This window comes from Stutzerimonas kunmingensis (genome assembly GCF_002929225.1).
Classification (GTDB): Bacteria; Pseudomonadota; Gammaproteobacteria; order Pseudomonadales; family Pseudomonadaceae; genus Stutzerimonas.
In genome coordinates this window covers 46,679-62,741 of record NZ_PISM01000001.1, presented here as the reverse complement: position 1 = coordinate 62,741, position 16,063 = coordinate 46,679, and the positions used below count along the sequence as shown (strand labels likewise).

Annotated in this window: 11 protein-coding genes and 1 other RNA gene; 10 read left to right on the top strand and 2 right to left on the bottom strand. The window is 60.0% G+C overall.

The window, feature by feature from the left end; all coding sequences use genetic code 11:
- Nucleotides 1–101 precede the first annotated feature (101 nt).
- The 10 genes from CW305_RS00285 (at nt 102) to CW305_RS00240 (ending at nt 14,183) form a co-directional block, all read left to right on the top strand.
- Complete coding sequence (locus tag CW305_RS00285; RefSeq protein WP_041016107.1) at nt 102–1,796, top strand: L-lactate permease; 1,695 nt, start codon at nt 102–104, stop codon at nt 1,794–1,796.
- Between the two features lie 169 nt (nt 1,797–1,965).
- Nucleotides 1,966–2,787 carry a (Fe-S)-binding protein gene (locus CW305_RS00280; protein WP_104096818.1) on the top strand — a complete coding sequence of 274 codons (822 nt, stop codon included), beginning with the start codon at nt 1,966–1,968 and terminating at the stop codon, nt 2,785–2,787.
- Nucleotides 2,784–4,244 (top strand): LutB/LldF family L-lactate oxidation iron-sulfur protein, encoded by a 1,461-nt coding sequence (locus CW305_RS00275; protein ID WP_104096817.1) that lies wholly within the window; start codon nt 2,784–2,786, stop codon nt 4,242–4,244. Before CW305_RS00280 ends, CW305_RS00275 begins: the two co-directional genes overlap by 4 nt.
- Entirely contained in the window at nt 4,241–4,912 is a 672-nt protein-coding gene (locus CW305_RS00270; RefSeq protein ID WP_104096816.1) for a LutC/YkgG family protein, read from the top strand. Before CW305_RS00275 ends, CW305_RS00270 begins: the two co-directional genes overlap by 4 nt.
- Nucleotides 4,909–7,761: an FAD-binding and (Fe-S)-binding domain-containing protein gene (locus CW305_RS00265; RefSeq protein WP_104096815.1), complete on the top strand. Its 2,853-nt coding sequence runs from the start codon at nt 4,909–4,911 to the stop codon at nt 7,759–7,761. Before CW305_RS00270 ends, CW305_RS00265 begins: the two co-directional genes overlap by 4 nt.
- Nucleotides 7,762–7,942: 181 nt before the next feature.
- Complete coding sequence (locus CW305_RS00260; protein ID WP_104096814.1) at nt 7,943–8,248, top strand: hypothetical protein; 306 nt, start codon at nt 7,943–7,945, stop codon at nt 8,246–8,248.
- Nucleotides 8,249–8,381: 133 nt separating this feature from the next.
- Nucleotides 8,382–8,760: a transfer-messenger RNA gene (ssrA, locus tag CW305_RS00255) on the top strand.
- 98 nt (nt 8,761–8,858) lie between these two features.
- Nucleotides 8,859–11,300, top strand: coding sequence for a site-specific integrase (locus tag CW305_RS00250; protein WP_026006482.1), 2,442 nt, complete (start codon nt 8,859–8,861; stop codon nt 11,298–11,300).
- Between the two features lie 162 nt (nt 11,301–11,462).
- Nucleotides 11,463–12,722: a site-specific integrase gene (locus CW305_RS00245; RefSeq protein ID WP_011914403.1), complete on the top strand. Its 1,260-nt coding sequence runs from the start codon at nt 11,463–11,465 to the stop codon at nt 12,720–12,722.
- A gap of 1,095 nt (nt 12,723–13,817) precedes the next feature.
- Nucleotides 13,818–14,183, top strand: coding sequence for a histone-like nucleoid-structuring protein, MvaT/MvaU family (locus tag CW305_RS00240; protein WP_017243953.1), 366 nt, complete (start codon nt 13,818–13,820; stop codon nt 14,181–14,183).
- A gap of 125 nt (nt 14,184–14,308) precedes the next feature.
- Here CW305_RS00240 and umuC read toward each other — a convergent pair whose 3' ends face one another.
- Together umuC and CW305_RS00230 are read right to left on the bottom strand one after the other, a co-directional pair.
- Entirely contained in the window at nt 14,309–15,589 is a 1,281-nt protein-coding gene (umuC, locus tag CW305_RS00235; RefSeq protein WP_017243954.1) for a translesion error-prone DNA polymerase V subunit UmuC, read from the bottom strand.
- A complete protein-coding gene (locus CW305_RS00230; protein ID WP_104096813.1) occupies nt 15,576–16,007 on the bottom strand; it encodes a LexA family protein in 432 nt (143 codons plus the stop codon). Before CW305_RS00230 ends, umuC begins: the two co-directional genes overlap by 14 nt.
- Nucleotides 16,008–16,063 lie beyond the last annotated feature (56 nt).

Below are 16,063 nucleotides of genomic sequence, written 5' to 3'. Positions count from 1 at the left end.
TGGTCTAAAAATAAGAGGACTCAGCATGAGATCTGCGCACAAAAACTACTCCACGGTCCGCTCAGGGCCCCATCTGAACCGAACCGCAGGGGAAGCCTGACATGTCCAACGGACTGCTCGCACTTTTCGCCTTCACACCCATTCTGCTCGCAGCAATCATGCTGATCGGTCTGCGCTGGCCCGCCAGCCGCGCCATGCCGCTGGTCTTCCTGTTCACCGCAGCCATCGGGTTGTTCGTCTGGGACATGAGCGTCAACCGCATCATCGCCTCGACGCTGCAAGGCCTGGTGATCACCCTGGGCCTGCTGTGGATCATCTTCGGCGCAATCCTGCTGCTGAACACCCTCAAGCATTCCGGCGGCATCACCGCCATTCGTGCCGGTTTCACCACCATCAGCCCTGACCGCCGCATCCAGGCCATCATCATCGCCTGGCTGTTCGGTTGCTTCATCGAAGGCGCTTCCGGCTTTGGCACTCCGGCCGCCATCGCCGCACCGCTGCTGGTTGCGGTCGGCTTCCCGGCAATGGCTGCAGTCCTGCTCGGCATGCTGGTGCAAAGCACGCCGGTGTCTTTTGGCGCGGTCGGTACGCCGATCGTCGTGGGCATCAACAGCGGCCTGGATACCGCCACCATCGGCGCGCAACTGGTTGCGCAGGGGTCCAGCTGGAACGCCTACCTGCAGCAGATCACCAGCAGTGTGGCGATCACCCACGCCATCGTCGGCACAGTAATGCCGCTGGTCATGGTGCTGATGCTGACGCGCTTCTTCGGCAAGGAGAAAAGCTGGAAAGCCGGCTTCGAAGTGTTGCCGTTCGCGATCTTCGCCGGCCTGGCGTTCACCCTGCCCTACGCTGCCACCGGCATCTTCCTCGGTCCGGAATTCCCGTCGCTGCTCGGCGGCCTGGTGGGCCTGGCGATCGTTACCACTGCCGCTCGCTTCAAGTTCCTGACGCCGAAGACCACCTGGGACTTCGCCGACGCCAAAGAATGGCCAGCCGAATGGCTGGGCACCATAGAAATGAAGCTGGACGACATCGCGGCGCGCCCGATGAGCGCCTTCCGTGCCTGGCTGCCCTACGTGCTGGTCGGCGCGATTCTGGTGATCAGCCGCGTGTTCCCGCAGGTCACGGCCGCGCTGAAATCGGTATCCATCGCCTTTGCCAACATCCTCGGTGAGACCGGCATCAATGCCGGCATTGAACCGCTGTATCTGCCAGGCGGCATCCTGGTCATGGTGGTGCTGATTACGTTCTTCCTGCACGGCATGCGCGTTTCCGAGCTCAAGGCTGCCGTGAAGGAATCCAGCAGCGTGCTGCTCAGCGCCGGCTTCGTACTGCTGTTCACCGTGCCGATGGTGCGCATCCTGATCAACTCCGGCGTCAACGGCGCCGAGCTGGCCAGTATGCCAATCGTCATGGCGCGCTATGTCGCCGATAGCGTCGGCAGCATCTACCCGCTGCTGGCACCGGCCGTCGGTGCGCTCGGTGCGTTCCTGGCCGGCTCCAACACCGTCAGCAACATGATGTTCAGCCAGTTCCAGTTTGGCGTTGCGCAGTCGCTCGGAATTTCCGGGGCGATGGTAGTTGCCACCCAGGCTGTTGGCGCTGCGGCAGGCAACATGGTTGCGATCCACAACGTGGTGGCGGCATCCGCTACCGTTGGCCTGCTCGGTCGCGAAGGCTCCACGCTGCGCAAGACCATATGGCCTACGCTGTACTACGTGCTGTTCACGGGGGTGATCGGCCTGATCGCCATCTACGTGCTAGGCGTGACCGACCCACTGGTCGGAGTGTAAGAAACAGGAATCGTGCCCCCGCTTGGGGGCACGGTTGCATTCCAGAAACCGCACCTGACAGGCGCATTGAAAAACGTAGGCGAGGCTGCTTTTAACGACGTCTTGCCAACGCAGATAGTTTTTCAAAAGCCTGTTTGCGGATAACCGGGCTAACCCGGAGACCAAGCCGATGAGCGAACTCTTCTACGATGCTGCGCCGAACGCTACCCGCGTCGCGCCGCCGCTGCCAAAGCCGCGCGAATACCCCGCCAAGCCGAGCCAGGTTTATCTGTTCGGTACCTGCGTGGTCGACCTGTTCTATCCCGAGGCTGGCCTGGATGCCATCCGCCTGCTCGAGCGCGAAGGATTGACCGTGCACTTCCCGCAGGGTCAGACCTGCTGCGGCCAGCCTGCCTACACCAGCGGCTACACCGACGAGGCACGCAACGTCGCACGGGCGCAACTGAATCTGTTCGCCAACGACTGGCCCGTGGTCGTCCCGTCCGGTTCCTGCGCCGGGATGCTGCGCCACCATTATCTGGACTTGTTCAAGGACGAGCCGGCCACGCTGAAGAAGGCGCAAGCGCTGGCCGAGCGCACCTTCGAGCTGGCCGAGTTCCTGCTCAACGTCTGCAAGGTCGAATTCAAGGACGCCGGCACGCCGACCAAGGTTGCCCTGCATACCTCCTGCTCGGCCCGCCGCGAGATGAACACCCACCTGCACGGCCGCGCCCTGCTTGCCCAGCTGGGCCAGGTCGAGCGCGTCGAGCATGACCACGAAAGCGAATGCTGCGGCTTCGGCGGCACCTTCAGCGTACGCATGCCCGACATCTCCGGCGCCATGGTGCTGGACAAGACCCGCGCACTGAAGGAATCCGGCGCGCATCAGGTGATCAGCGCCGACTGCGGCTGTCTGATGAACATCAATGGTTCGCTGGAGAAGCAGCGTGAAGCCCTGCGCGGTCAGCATCTGGCGACCTTCCTCTGGCAACGCACCGGAGGTGCCCGATGAACGCCGAACAGCGTATTCCCGCGATACAGATCGAGAACGCCGGTGACCCGGATTTCCGCGCCCGCGCTCGCAAGTCCCTGAAGGACGACCAGCTGCGGCGCAACTTCCGCACCGCCATGGACTCGCTGATGACCAAGCGCGCCGTGGCCTTCAGCGATGCCGACGAACGCGAGCGGCTGCGCGAGATGGGCAACCGCATCCGCGCCCGCGCACTGTCCAAGCTGCCCGAGCTGCTCGAGCGGCTGGAAACCAACCTGACCCGCAATGGTGTGAAAGTGCACTGGGCGGAGACGGTTGAAGAGGCGAACAACATCGTCCTCGAGATCGCCCGCGCCCACGAGGCGAAGCAGGTGATCAAGGGCAAATCGATGGTCAGCGAAGAGATGGAGATGAACCATTTCCTCGAAGGCCATGGCATCGAATGCCTGGAATCGGACATGGGCGAGTACATCGTCCAGCTCGACCACGAAAAGCCTTCCCATATCATCATGCCGGCAATCCACAAGAACGCCGGCCAGGTCGCGTCCCTGTTCCACGAGAAACTCGGCGTGGAGTACACCAAGGACGTCGACCAACTCATTCAGATCGGCCGCCGCACGCTGCGCCAGAAGTTCTTCGAGGCCGATATCGGCGTCTCCGGTGTGAACTTCGCAGTGGCTGAAACCGGCACCCTGCTGCTCGTGGAAAACGAGGGCAACGGGCGTATCTCCACCGGTGTGCCGCCGGTACATATCGCCGTCACCGGGATCGAGAAGGTCGTGGAGAACCTGCGCGACGTGGTCCCGCTGCTCTCGCTGCTGACTCGCTCGGCGTTGGGCCAGCCGATCACCACCTACGTCAACATGATCTCCAGCCCGCGCAAGGCCGACGAGCTCGACGGCCCGCAGGAAGTGCATTTGATCCTGCTGGACAACGGCCGTAGCCAGGCCTTCGCCGACAGCGAGCTGCGCCAGACCCTCAACTGCATCCGCTGCGGCGCCTGCATGAACCATTGCCCGGTGTACACCCGCGTCGGCGGCCACACCTACGGCGAGGTCTATCCCGGACCGATCGGCAAGATAATCACGCCACACATGGTCGGCCTGGACAAGGTGCCGGATCACCCCAGCGCTTCGTCGCTGTGCGGCGCCTGCGGCGAAGTCTGCCCGGTGAAGATACCGATCCCGTCCATCCTGCGGCGCCTGCGTGAGGAGAACGTCAAGGCACCGGACGATCCACACAAGGTCATGCGCGGCCAGGGCAGCAAATATTCGAAGCAGGAACGACTGATGTGGGCTGGCTGGCGGCTGCTCAACACCAGCCCGACGCTGTACCGCGTGTTCGGCTTCTTCGCCACCCGTCTGCGCGGCCTGACGCCATCGAACATCGGCCCCTGGACGCAGAACCACAGCGCACCGAAACCTGCCGCCCGCTCGCTGCACGAGCTGGCCCGCGAGCACCTGGAGGGCAAGCGATGAGCGCCAAGGCCAATATCCTCGCCAAGCTGAAAAAGAGCCTGGAAGGCACCACGCCTATCGTCGATGACTACGACGTATCGCTGGTCACCCAGCCCTGGAGCTACGCGCCCGAGCAGCGCATCGCCCGTCTGCGTCAGTTGATGGAAGCAGTGCACACCGAGATTCACCTGACCACCGACGCCGGTTGGCCCGCCCTGCTCGAACAGCTGCTGCACGACCGCCAGCTGCCGAGCCTGCTGATTGCCCCAACCACGCCGTACGGCCAGCGCTTCACCGAGCATTGCGCCGGCCGTGAAGGCCTGCCGACGCTGAAGGCCTACGACCGCCCGGTCGAGGAATGGAAGGACGAGCTGTTCAACGACACACCGGCGAGCCTCACCGGCACACTCGGCGCCATCGCCTCCACCGGCAGTCTGATCATGTGGCCGACCCGCGAGGAGCCGCGCCTGATGAGCCTGGTGCCACCGGTGCATTTCGCCATCCTCAAGGCCAGCGAAATCCACGACAACTTCTACGAGATCCAGCAGAAGTTCCAGTGGGCCGCCGGCATGCCGACCAATGCGCTGCTGGTTTCCGGCCCGTCGAAAACCGCCGACATCGAACAGGTGCTGGCTTATGGCGCCCATGGTCCGAAGGATCTGATCCTGCTGATCCTGGAGGACGCATGAACGCGCCGGCCCAAATCGAACGCGCGCCTTTGCCGGCAGTGTTCCTCGGCGAAGTCGAACGCCTGATCCCGGTCGAGCGGCGCTTCGACGACCCGCTCTCCACCCTCGCCTTCGGCACCGACGCCAGCTTCTACCGGTTGATTCCCAAGCTGGTGGTGCGCGTCGAATCCGAAGCCGAGGTGATCGCGCTGCTCAAGCTGGCCCATGCGGAAAACGTCCCGGTGACCTTCCGTGCCGCGGGCACCAGCCTGTCCGGCCAGGCGATCAGCGACTCGGTGCTGATCGTGCTCGGCGACAACTGGAACGGCCGCGAGATTCGCAACGGCGGCGAGCAGATCCGCCTGCAGCCCGGCGTAATCGGCGCCAATGCCAACGCCGTGCTTGCGCCATTTCAGCGCAAGATCGGCCCTGATCCGGCCTCGATTAACGCCGCCAAGATCGGCGGCATCGTCGCTAACAACTCCAGCGGCATGTGCTGCGGCACTGCGCAGAACACTTACAAGACCCTCGCCGGGCTGCGTGTCGTACTGGCCGATGGCACCGTGGTCGACAGCGAAGATGCCTCCAGCGTTGCCGCCTTCCGCCGGAGCCATGCAGCGCTGCTCGATCAATTGGCCGAACTCGGGCGCGAGACCCGCGCCAACAGCGAACTCGCGGCGAAGATCCGTCACAAGTACCGACTGAAGAACACCACCGGTTTCTCGCTCAATGCGCTGGTCGACTACGACGAGCCGCTGGACATCCTCAACCACCTGATGGTCGGTTCCGAAGGCACGCTGGGCTTTATCAGCGCGGTGACCTACGACACCGTGCCGGATCACCCGCACAAAGCCAGCGCGCTGGTGGTGTTCCCTGACGTGGAAACCTGCTGCCTGGCCGTACCGGTGCTCAAGCAACAACCGGTGTCCGCCGTGGAGCTGCTGGACCGCCGCAGTCTGCGCTCGGTCGAACACAAGGCCGGCATGCCCGAGTGGGTGAAGGAACTATCGCCGACCGCCTGCGCACTCTTAATCGAATCGCGCGCCGCCAGCCAGTCGCTGCTGCACGAGCAGATCAACCTGATCATGACCTCCATCGCGCATTTCCCGGTGGAAAAGCAGGTCGACTTCAGCGAAGACCCGGTGGTCTACAACCAGCTTTGGAAGATCCGCAAGGACACCTTCCCGGCAGTCGGCGCCGTGCGCCAGACCGGCACCACGGTGATCATCGAAGACGTCACCTTCCCGGTCGAGCGCCTGGCCGAGGGTGTCAACCGCCTCATCGAGCTGCTCGACAAGCACCGCTACGACGAGGCGATCCTCTTCGGCCATGCGCTGGAGGGCAATCTGCACTTCGTCTTCACCCAGGGCTTCGATGATCCGGCGCAGGTCGCCCGTTACGAAGCCTTCATGGGCGAAGTGGCGCAGCTGGTCGCCGTCGAATTCGGCGGCGCGCTCAAGGCCGAACACGGCACCGGCCGCAACATGGCGCCCTTCGTCGAGCTGGAATGGGGCAGCGAAGCCTACGCGCTGATGTGGAAGATCAAGCGCCTGCTCGACCCCACCGGCATCCTCAACCCGGACGTAGTGCTCTCCGAAGACCCGGACATCCACCTGAAGAACCTCAAGCCGATGCCCGCCGCCGACGAGATCGTCGACAAGTGCATCGAGTGCGGCTTCTGCGAGCCGGTCTGCCCATCCAACGGGCTGACCCTGACGCCGCGCCAGCGCATCGTCATCTGGCGCGATATCCAGGCGCGCAAGCGCGCCGGTGTCGACACCACGGAAATCGAGCGGCTCTACCACTACCACGGCGTGGAAACCTGCGCCGCCACCGGCCTCTGCGCCCAGCGCTGCCCGGTCGGCATCAACACTGGCGATCTGGTGCGCAAGCTGCGCGGGCGTGAAGCGAGCAAAACCGGAACCGCCAACTGGCTGGCCGATCACTTCTCCACGGCCGTGCAGGGCACTCGCTTCATGCTGCATGCCGCCAACGGCGCGCACATCATCCTCGGCACCAAGCGCCTGGCCAAGCTGTCCGCAACCATGAGCAACGTCAGCAAGGGCCGCGTTCCGCAGTGGACACCGGCCATGCCGCAGCCCCTGCAGCGCCTGCACCTGCCCCAGCCCGCCGCTCAGGATGAGCGCCCACGTGTGGTCTATCTGGCGGCCTGCGTTTCTCGTGCCATGGCGCCGGCCGCACGCGATCAGGAGCAGGAGCCGCTGCTCGACAAGACCCGCAGCCTCCTGGAAAAGGCCGGCTACCAGGTGATTTTCCCCGAGCAGCTGAACGATCTGTGCTGCGGCCAGCCGTTTGCTTCCAAGGGTTACGCTGAACAGGGCGAGCGTAAGCGTCAGGAAATGCTCGACGCGCTGCTCAAGGCCAGCCGCGGCGGGCTCGACCCAATCTACTGCGATACCAGCCCCTGCACGCTCCGCCTGGTCCAGGGCCTGACCGATCAGCGCCTCGACCTGTACGATCCGGTGCGCTTCATCCGCACGCACCTGCTCGACAAGCTGGACTTCGTCCCGCAGGAAAAGGCGATCGCCGTGCACGTTACCTGCAGCACCCAGCACCTTGGGGAATCACAGGCACTGATCGATATCGCTCGTCGCTGCGCCAGGGAAGTCGTGGTGCCCGAAGGCATTCATTGCTGCGGTTTCGCCGGAGACAAAGGCTTCACCACCCCGGAGCTCAACGGTCACGCCCTGCGCAGCCTGAAGGATGCGGTGCAGATCTGCGATGAAGGCATATCCACCAGCCGCACCTGCGAGATCGGCCTGTCGCGTCATGGCCAGATCGACTATCACGGCCTGGTCTATCTGGTTGACCGTGTAACGCGAAGCAAAACAGCCACGCAGCCGCTCTAGAAAGGGCACTACGGCCCCGCTCAGCGAAGCGGGGCCGTTTCGTTTGTGTCGCTTCGATGAACGCTCACGCGCAATCGCAGTCGGAATTTTAGAGCCCCTGACGGGTTCGATTCGACTCGGCGCCGCCGTTTCAGCAGTTATCAGGCAGGCCCGGGAAGTCCACAAGACTGGAGGACCCACAATGAAAGTTCATGCACTGCTCGCATCCGCGGTACTGCTAGCCAGCCCCGCCGTCTTCGCCCAGAACGACCTGTGCCAGACCAACCTGCAGGAAATCGATGACAACATGGCCACCAGCACCGCGACCCTGGGTGAGCCGGCCAAGAGCAAAGTCGAGGAGTACGTCCAGCAGGCGCGCCAAGCCCAGCAGTCCGGCGACACCGAGGCCTGCATCGCCCACTCCACCAAAGCCCTGCAAGAACTGAAAGGCCCTGGCAGCTCCGGTAGCGGCGGCACCGCAGGCTCCGGCTCCGGCGGCGGCAACTGAGCCGAGGCGGCGGGATCGTGAAAGCGATCCTGCCGCAGCTGCCTGTACACTTTTTAACCAGCATGATTAAAAAGTGATCGACATCCCGAAAGGATCGCCGTACACTCCCGCCCCAGCACCACAAGCGTCACCAGGGGCCGATTAGGATTCGACGCCGGTAACAAAACTTGAGGGGCATGCCGAGTTGGTAACAGAACTCGTAAATAAACTGTTGCAAACTTATAGTTGCCAACGACGACAACTACGAAGGGTACGCGCTAGCCGCCTAACCTTCATCTGGTAGCTTCGGCTCCAGCGGTCACTAGGGGATGCCTGTAAACCCGAAATGACTGTCAGACAGAACAGGATCGCCGCCAAGTTCGCTGTAGACGTAACGGCTAAAACTCATACAGCTCGCTCCAAGCACCCTGCCAATCGGGCGGCGCGGAGTTAACTCAGTAGATCTGGCTAAGCATGTAGAACCGATAGCGGAGAGCTGGCGGACGGGGGTTCAAATCCCCCCGGCTCCACCATTTCAACACTGAAACCCGTCTAGAACGCGGGTTTCAGACCAGATTTGATGGCATTGGATTACTCACAGTCCGTCTGTGAATCCAAAAGGTATGCCATCATGTCCCAGCGCCAAAGCAAAACAGGTGTTCCGCACCTCGTCTATCAAGCCAAAACCGGCTTCCAGTACTACCTGACTTTCCCAAAGCATTTCGCAGCCAACCCCAAGCTGCCCGCGCAAATCCGGTGGGCGCTAAGTCACGACGAAGCCCTAGCCCGCGATCTCGCTAAGTACCTGAATGCTTCTTTCGAGCAGTTCCTTGCCAAGGCAACCGAGCACTACGTCGAGCTCTTTTCTGACCGCCTGCTGGTTGACCTCCAAAGGTTTCACCTTGCGGTAGCGGAAGCACTTAAATTCGCCGACCGAGTTTGGAAAGTCCGCCCGTCGCCAATGAAGCTCGCGAACCAAGACCTTTCGGTCGCCGACGCTCGCATGATGAAAGAGAGTGCCGAGCGTGTAGTGCTCTATAGCCACGAGCCAGGGGGCGAAATTTTCTTCGCACTGACACCAACGCCCGCACTGGTAAAAGCGCTTGGCGTTGGGTTCGTACGCTTCGACTGGCCGCTCGGAACCTGCAATCACAACGTCGCCAGCGACGCTGCCCGGTACATTTACGCCGCCCTTGATGTGCTTGAGACTGTCCCACCCTCTCCAGGTCGCTACTCGAAAGAATCTCCTGCGTTTGCAGCGATGACGCTTTATGAATACCTGTGCCATGCCCGCCCAGACCAGGGTCGGAATCTCATGCACATCCCCCCAGCACTACCGCAATCTCGGCAAGCTTTGCATTTTCATCTTCAGCAAGCCAACGCGATGCATCTGAAGCTCCGCATCATTGATCGAGCGCTCTTGGTGCAGGAGGGATCGGGGCTTTATGTGATGCTTATCGAACTCGATCCGCTGTGCATGAAAGCGCATCTGAGAGAAAAGAAAAGCTTTCGGGTTGAGCTGCTCACTAGCTCCATCATCATTGCGGTCCTCATGCTGACGTATACGCTGCAGAAGGTTGATAAGGTGCTGTTGCGTTACTTTCAGGAAGACGATCACCAAGATCCTTACGCCCAAGCCATGCAGGAAATCGGTGACCTGGTTCGGCGGATGTTGGGTTCTGCTGCAACCGCCGAGCCTATGCAGACGATTCCGGAGCTGAACTCGCCGACAGATGCTGTGGCACCGCCACAGGATCCAGGCACGCTCGCGTTGCTGAATGCGCTCGGGAGCGTTCTGCCCGACGCGCAGAAAGCCAAGCTTGAAACCCTCTTTACGCAACCCTCCGTCAACGATCGCATTGTCTCGCCGGCGCGTGGTTCAAACGCAGGGTTGAGCCTCGCAGCTTTGGTAAAGGAATACGAAGAACGGCAAATTCGTGAAGGCGCCTGGGCTAACCCGCGGACTCGCATTACCGCAAAGGCCCGCCTGGAAGGCCTGTGCGAGCTGCTTGGCGGGCACCGGCAAGTCGAGACGCTGACTCGCGCTGAATTCAACACGCTACGCGATCATCTGCGTAGCTATCCGAAGAACCGGCATCGCCTCCGTGCCACGCGTAACCAGCCGCTAAGTAAGATCATTAGCGACGGTAAGTTCGAGCCAATCAACCCTCGCACTGCGAAAAAGTTTTTTGAGCTGGCAAGGGCCCTTGTCACCTACGCTCATGATCAGGGTTACATCACCGAAAATATCGCGGCCGGATTGGCATTCAGCACCAAAGGAGCCGAGGCGCCGAGGAAGCGCACGTATAGCCCAAGCCAGATCGAGAAACTTCTTCACGGTCCGGCCTACACACTGACCACGCCGCCGCGCTGGCGCTTGGATGACTACAAGTTTTGGCTGCCGCTGCTTGGCCTTTTTACAGGCGCAAGGCTAAGTGAGCTGTGCCAGCTACGGCTCGAAGACATTCGGCAAGAACTCGGCGTCTGGCTCATCAGCATCAATCGAAGCGGGTCGAAACAGCTGAAGACGTCCGATTCGGAAAGGTTGGTGCCGATTCACCGGCAGCTTATCGAGTCGGGCTTCCTGGAGTTTCATCAAGCACGCCTGGAAGCTGTCGAGCGAGACGGCAAGGCTCCGCTTTTCGACAATATTCGGGTATACGGCGACCTTTCTCCCGGGCATGTTGCGAGCCGTTGGTTTCTCGGCTCAAGCCAGATTAGCCGGGGTTACCTTGGGCTTTGCGGCCTGGGAGATGACGGCCTGACGTACCACGGTCTGCGCCACACCTTTATCAATCAATTTCGCAGACAGAACCTTGACCTGGCGAAAGCCAAAGCGCTTGTAGGCCACTCGGATAAAAGTACCACCGGTGGGTACGGCGACTGCTATCCGTCTGACGTGCTCAAAGACGAGCTCGACAAGCTCGATTTCGGGCTAGGGCTGGGACACATCCATTACCGGCACTATCAAGAGTTACGAGAACGCCAGGGCGTTTTCAATGTCGGTCGCCCGGTTGGCACCCCCTTCCCCAGCGTGCGGGTTGCTAAGCGACACTGGAAAACGTACGCATAATATTCAGCTAATAAAAGGTAGGGGCTCGCTCTTACCTTTTGCTCATCTTGCGATTATTGACAAGTTGTCAATAAAAACTATCGCATGGTAAATCCTAATAGATTATCTTGACTGTTTATCCATCCAGTAATAATCTCAAGCCTCACCCACTGTGAGGTATATATGAATGTAACTGCCCCCCTCTCCATTCCTTTTTACAAAGGCCTGAGTCTTATCGTCGAACCCGGCCATGAAGAACACTTGCGAATCGCGTTGGCAAACATTTCAGCGATTACGGATGCGATAAACCGCTTTCAGTCTTCTCCTTTGCTTACCGAGTTCATGGACATAACGCTGTCCCGCTTTCTGCGAGAAAACAATTACGCAGGGAAATCCGAGCACATGCTTCGAGCGCGGATGGAGAAACTAAAAATCGCTCTGACGCAAGATAATCCTACCCGCCGAGTTGCTGAGCTTGATCGGGCCGACGTACAGCGTCTGAAGGATCAGCTACCGTCGTTACTCAAGCAGAACGCTGCGTCGGGTAGCAAAGGCGCAAACCTCACGACCTACTATCAGTTGTTCAATCGAATGCTGGACGAAGCACTTGAGAGCAAGCTGATTACCGAGGCGATCAAAGTCGCGACCTGCAATACAAAACACGCCGAAATCACCAAGCCATTTCTGGATAGCAATCTGAATCAGATGTTCTCAGGCTGGCCCTACAGAAAGTATCTCGCAGGCGACCTGCCGAAAATCAACCAGGACGCCAAGCCCTATCGGTTTTGGTTGCTCCCGCTTGGGCTCTATACCGGCGCGCGGCTTAACGAGCTCTGCCAGCTACGTGTGCATGATGTGATCCAGGATGTCCACGGCGTAGACCTTATCGATATCAACGATAATGGCTACAACAAGTCGTTGAAGACGGGGCCGTCGGCTCGGCAGATTCCAATCTGCTCGAAGCTAGTGGAGATGGGCTTTCTAAATTTCGTAGAAGAACGGCGCCAGGCCGATGGCAATGACGCTCTGCTTTTCAACGAGCTGAGCTTCGATCCAAAGCACCTATACTCCCGCGACCCAAGTCGGTTTTTCTGCGGGCCGTGCACGGGTACAGGATACATCGGTCAGCACTGTCCGCCGGCGGTTAATGGCGGGCTCAATTTTAAAAGTCTCCGTCGCTCGTTTGCCGTTCGGCTGGAACGGTCAGGCATATCTCCATCCACGATCGCCTATCTGCTCGGCCATGAGGGTGGTGCACCAGAAGTCACAGCAGACCATTACCTGGAGCAGCCACTGAGTCTGAGATTACTGGAGCAGATGGAACGGGGACTGACATACAACGCACAGACCGAGCAGATCCGCTGGGAGCATTTTAAAAAGCTGCTCGCAAACCAAGCCGGACGCGGAAAGCGAGGAAGGAGAACTAAGCAAAAGCCTTGCTAGCGCGTAGCGTTCAAAACAATCATCGCCTGGAGATGATTATGAGACAGGATGAATAAAAGGCCGCAGCCAATCTGCGGCCTTTTTCGTTCTGAACACAACAGGAAAGAAACCGAATTTTCACGCAACTCCGGGCATCGCTTGCGGCGACGGTTGGCACGCCCTATCGCTGAGCACAGTCCACCATCGAAGAACTTGCATCCGCTGCGACGAGAATTCCGTGACAGTCGGCTGCTGCCACACAAATTTCAGTTGAAGCGTGGGCGCTTTGGCATCAGACCGGACACCGCTTCATAACGCCACTGTGACAGACACACGGCACGGTCACCCGGCGCATCGACACTCACTAACTGCCGCAAGCCCTACGAGTGACACGGCGAGACTGCAGCACTCGAGTCATGTGACATGGCGGTCGTAAGACAAGTGTGCCGCAGTGATCGGGCTTATGATTGAGGCCGGGGCGGCAGCGCCCGCGAATGGCGCAGCTCACGTCTGTGCACAATCGCCATTTCGGCCAGGCAACGCCTGGCGGCTATGATTTGACAACAAAATTGCGGGGGCATACTTGAAGCAGCGAAGCGTTCCTTCAAGTATGCCCCCGCGCCCCATACTTGAAACCTTCAAGTATGGGGCAGTTGAGCATTTTGGGCGTTTGCAGGTAAGCGAAACGAATGTGGAGCGAGACCGAGCAATAAGACCAAAATGATCAACTGCCTTCGCGAAGCGGCTGCCATTGTTGTCAAAAAAGGCAGCTTTCTTCATTTGCCGCAGGTAAATGGCTAGCTCCAATTTCGATGCTATGCATGGCTACCTCTGCTAAAGCAGAAGAAGCCTGCTCACGTCCGCTTCCTCTACGGGATGCGCGACGTTTCTATGCAACGGCCGCCGCTTGGTCACCTCCCATTTTGCTAACCCACCACTTCATATGTCAGGAAGTACGCACCTCTCTGGCTGACAAACACTCCGCAGCGCCATCCCTGTACCAGCCTTCTCGATGACTGAATTACTCACGAAATCGGTCGGTCCTTAGTTTTCTCCCTCCGTGCCCAAGCGGTAGACTGAGACACACAAAGCAGTTTCGTTCTCCGAAGGTTACCCATGTCCAAACTCGCCGAATTCAAAGCTCTAGAAGCCCAGCTCGCAGCCCAGCTCAAGCAGCTTGATGCTCTTAAGAATGACGACAAACTCAAGCGCGAAATCGAGTTCGAGGAAAAACTCCGCAATTTGATGGGGCAATATGACGTAGGCCTGCGCGAAATTATTTCAATATTGGATCCGCAGCCCAGCCGCACCAGCATCAGCGCCACCCCGACGTCTCAAGCGCCTCGTCGGCAGCGCCAAGTTAAGGTTTACAAAAACCCAGAAACTGGAGAGGTGGTAGAGACGAAGGGTGGCAATCATAAGATTTTGAAAGCTTGGAAAGAAAAGCACGGCGCCGAAAAGGTAGAGGGTTGGCTTCAGTAAGCTATCCGACCAACACAAGAGCCAGGCACTGCCTGGCTTTTTCTTTACGCTTTCAGCGGTCAACGGATGCAAGCGATCGCACTACAACCAGTACCTGGAATTCATCGGTCCTCGCATGCACTCGCCTAGTTGCACCGCACCACCCACAACTGATCCAGCCTGGTCGTGAAACTTTGGCTCATCATCTCCCGTCGCATGCCCCAGTCCGGCGCGGTGGTTACGCGGCCGGGCCGGAGGGTATTGCGGCCCCACTTGGCGTTGATTGCATCGAGCACGCCCATAACGCGCTCCGACGCGGCGGGCTGGGTTTGGGCGAATAGATCGTCGGTGTACTCGCCGCGCTGGCAGAGGTCCATCAGCAGGACCTCTGCCTTGCTGAACGAAAAGCCATCGCGATAGATGTGTTCCAACCCAGCGATCGCCGCCCGGATGATGTAGCGGGTGTCGTTGGTGGGATACGGCAGCTCACACACGACGCCTTTCGCGAACTTGGGCTCGTCGGGATTAAACATGCCGGTACGGATGCTGATTCGGACGCGCTTGCACATGGACTGCTGTGCCCTCAGCTTCTCGCTGGCCCGAGCGGCATATGCCGCCACTGCGTCCTTGATTGGCTCAAGCTCGCGCAGGCGCTTGCCGAACATCCGCGAGCAGCAGATCTCCTGTTTGGGTGACGCGACCTCCTCCAGATCGAGGCACGGCGTCCCGCGCAGTTCGCGTGCGGTTTTCTCGATGACCACGCTGAATTTTTTGCGCAGGGTCCAGGCATCCGCGCTAGCTAGATCCCAAGCAGTACGTATGCCCAACCTGTTCAGGTGCTCGGTCATCCGGCGACCGACACCCCATACATCGCCGACGTCAGTCACGCGCAGCACCTTGTCGCGCCGCACCGGGTCGAGAAGGTCCACTACCCCACCCGTCTGCTTCTGCCAGCGCTTCGCTGAATGGTTCGCCAACTTGGCGAGCGTCTTGGTCCCCCCAATGCCCACCCCGACCGGGATACCTGTGCTGCGCAGTACCTCAGCGCGGATCCGCCTGCCGAGCACTTCGACGTCTGGCACACCGGTAAGGTCGGCAAACGACTCGTCGATTGAGTACACCTCAACCGCAGGCACCAGGCTCTCGATGACCGTCATGACGCGCTCGCTCATGTCGCCGTACAGCGCGTAATTGCTGGAAAACACCACAACGCCCCAACGCTCCAGGTCGCGCCGGATCTGAAAATACGGCACGCCCATTTTGATACCGAGCTGCTTTGCCTCGGCCGAGCGCGCGATCACGCAGCCGTCATTGTTCGAAAGCACGACGATAGGCGTACGGCGCAAGTCTGGTCGAAAGACACGCTCGCAGCTGGCGTAGAACGAGTTGCAATCAATGAGGGCGATGGCCCGCTCAGTACTTGCCATGGATTCGGATGCTGTATGACACCACGCCCCATACGTAGAGTTCTTCGCTTTCGAGGAGGTACCGCGGCGGGAACTTCGGATTAGCCGAGCGCAGAATGACCTGGCTGCCGGCTCGGTCGAAAATCTTGACCAGAGGCTCATTATTCAGCGCTGCGATTATCACCTCCCCCTTCTCGGGCTCTCGTCCCCGGTCGATGATCAGAATGTCTCGGTCGAAAATGCCGACCTGGATCATGCTCTCCCCGTCTGCGCGCGCCAGGTAGGTATGCGGAGCTCGGATGTTCATCAGCTCGTCGAGCGAGATGCTCCCCTCCATGTGGTCCTGCGCTGGGCTCGGGAATCCGGCGGGCACGCAGAAACTGAAAAACGGCAGTGCAATTGTGGCGGGAGCAGCAGGTCCCAACATATGGACGGGCATGGCACAGACCTCATAACTGTATGCATATACAGTATTCTGAAGCTAGAGTCCGGTCA

What these genes read in the sequence shown, in the direction of transcription:
- CW305_RS00285 (WP_041016107.1), top strand. Translation starts at nt 102, where the DNA reads ATGTCCAACGGACTGCTCGCACTTTTCGCCTTCACACCCATTCTGCTC.
- CW305_RS00280 (WP_104096818.1), top strand. Translation starts at nt 1,966, where the DNA reads ATGAGCGAACTCTTCTACGATGCTGCGCCGAACGCTACCCGCGTCGCG.
- CW305_RS00275 (WP_104096817.1), top strand. Translation starts at nt 2,784, where the DNA reads ATGAACGCCGAACAGCGTATTCCCGCGATACAGATCGAGAACGCCGGT.
- CW305_RS00270 (WP_104096816.1), top strand. Translation starts at nt 4,241, where the DNA reads ATGAGCGCCAAGGCCAATATCCTCGCCAAGCTGAAAAAGAGCCTGGAA.
- CW305_RS00265 (WP_104096815.1), top strand. Translation starts at nt 4,909, where the DNA reads ATGAACGCGCCGGCCCAAATCGAACGCGCGCCTTTGCCGGCAGTGTTC.
- CW305_RS00260 (WP_104096814.1), top strand. Translation starts at nt 7,943, where the DNA reads ATGAAAGTTCATGCACTGCTCGCATCCGCGGTACTGCTAGCCAGCCCC.
- CW305_RS00250 (WP_026006482.1), top strand. Translation starts at nt 8,859, where the DNA reads ATGTCCCAGCGCCAAAGCAAAACAGGTGTTCCGCACCTCGTCTATCAA.
- CW305_RS00245 (WP_011914403.1), top strand. Translation starts at nt 11,463, where the DNA reads ATGAATGTAACTGCCCCCCTCTCCATTCCTTTTTACAAAGGCCTGAGT.
- CW305_RS00240 (WP_017243953.1), top strand. Translation starts at nt 13,818, where the DNA reads ATGTCCAAACTCGCCGAATTCAAAGCTCTAGAAGCCCAGCTCGCAGCC.
- umuC (WP_017243954.1), bottom strand. Translation starts at nt 15,589, where the DNA reads ATGGCAAGTACTGAGCGGGCCATCGCCCTCATTGATTGCAACTCGTTC.
- CW305_RS00230 (WP_104096813.1), bottom strand. Translation starts at nt 16,007, where the DNA reads ATGCCCGTCCATATGTTGGGACCTGCTGCTCCCGCCACAATTGCACTG.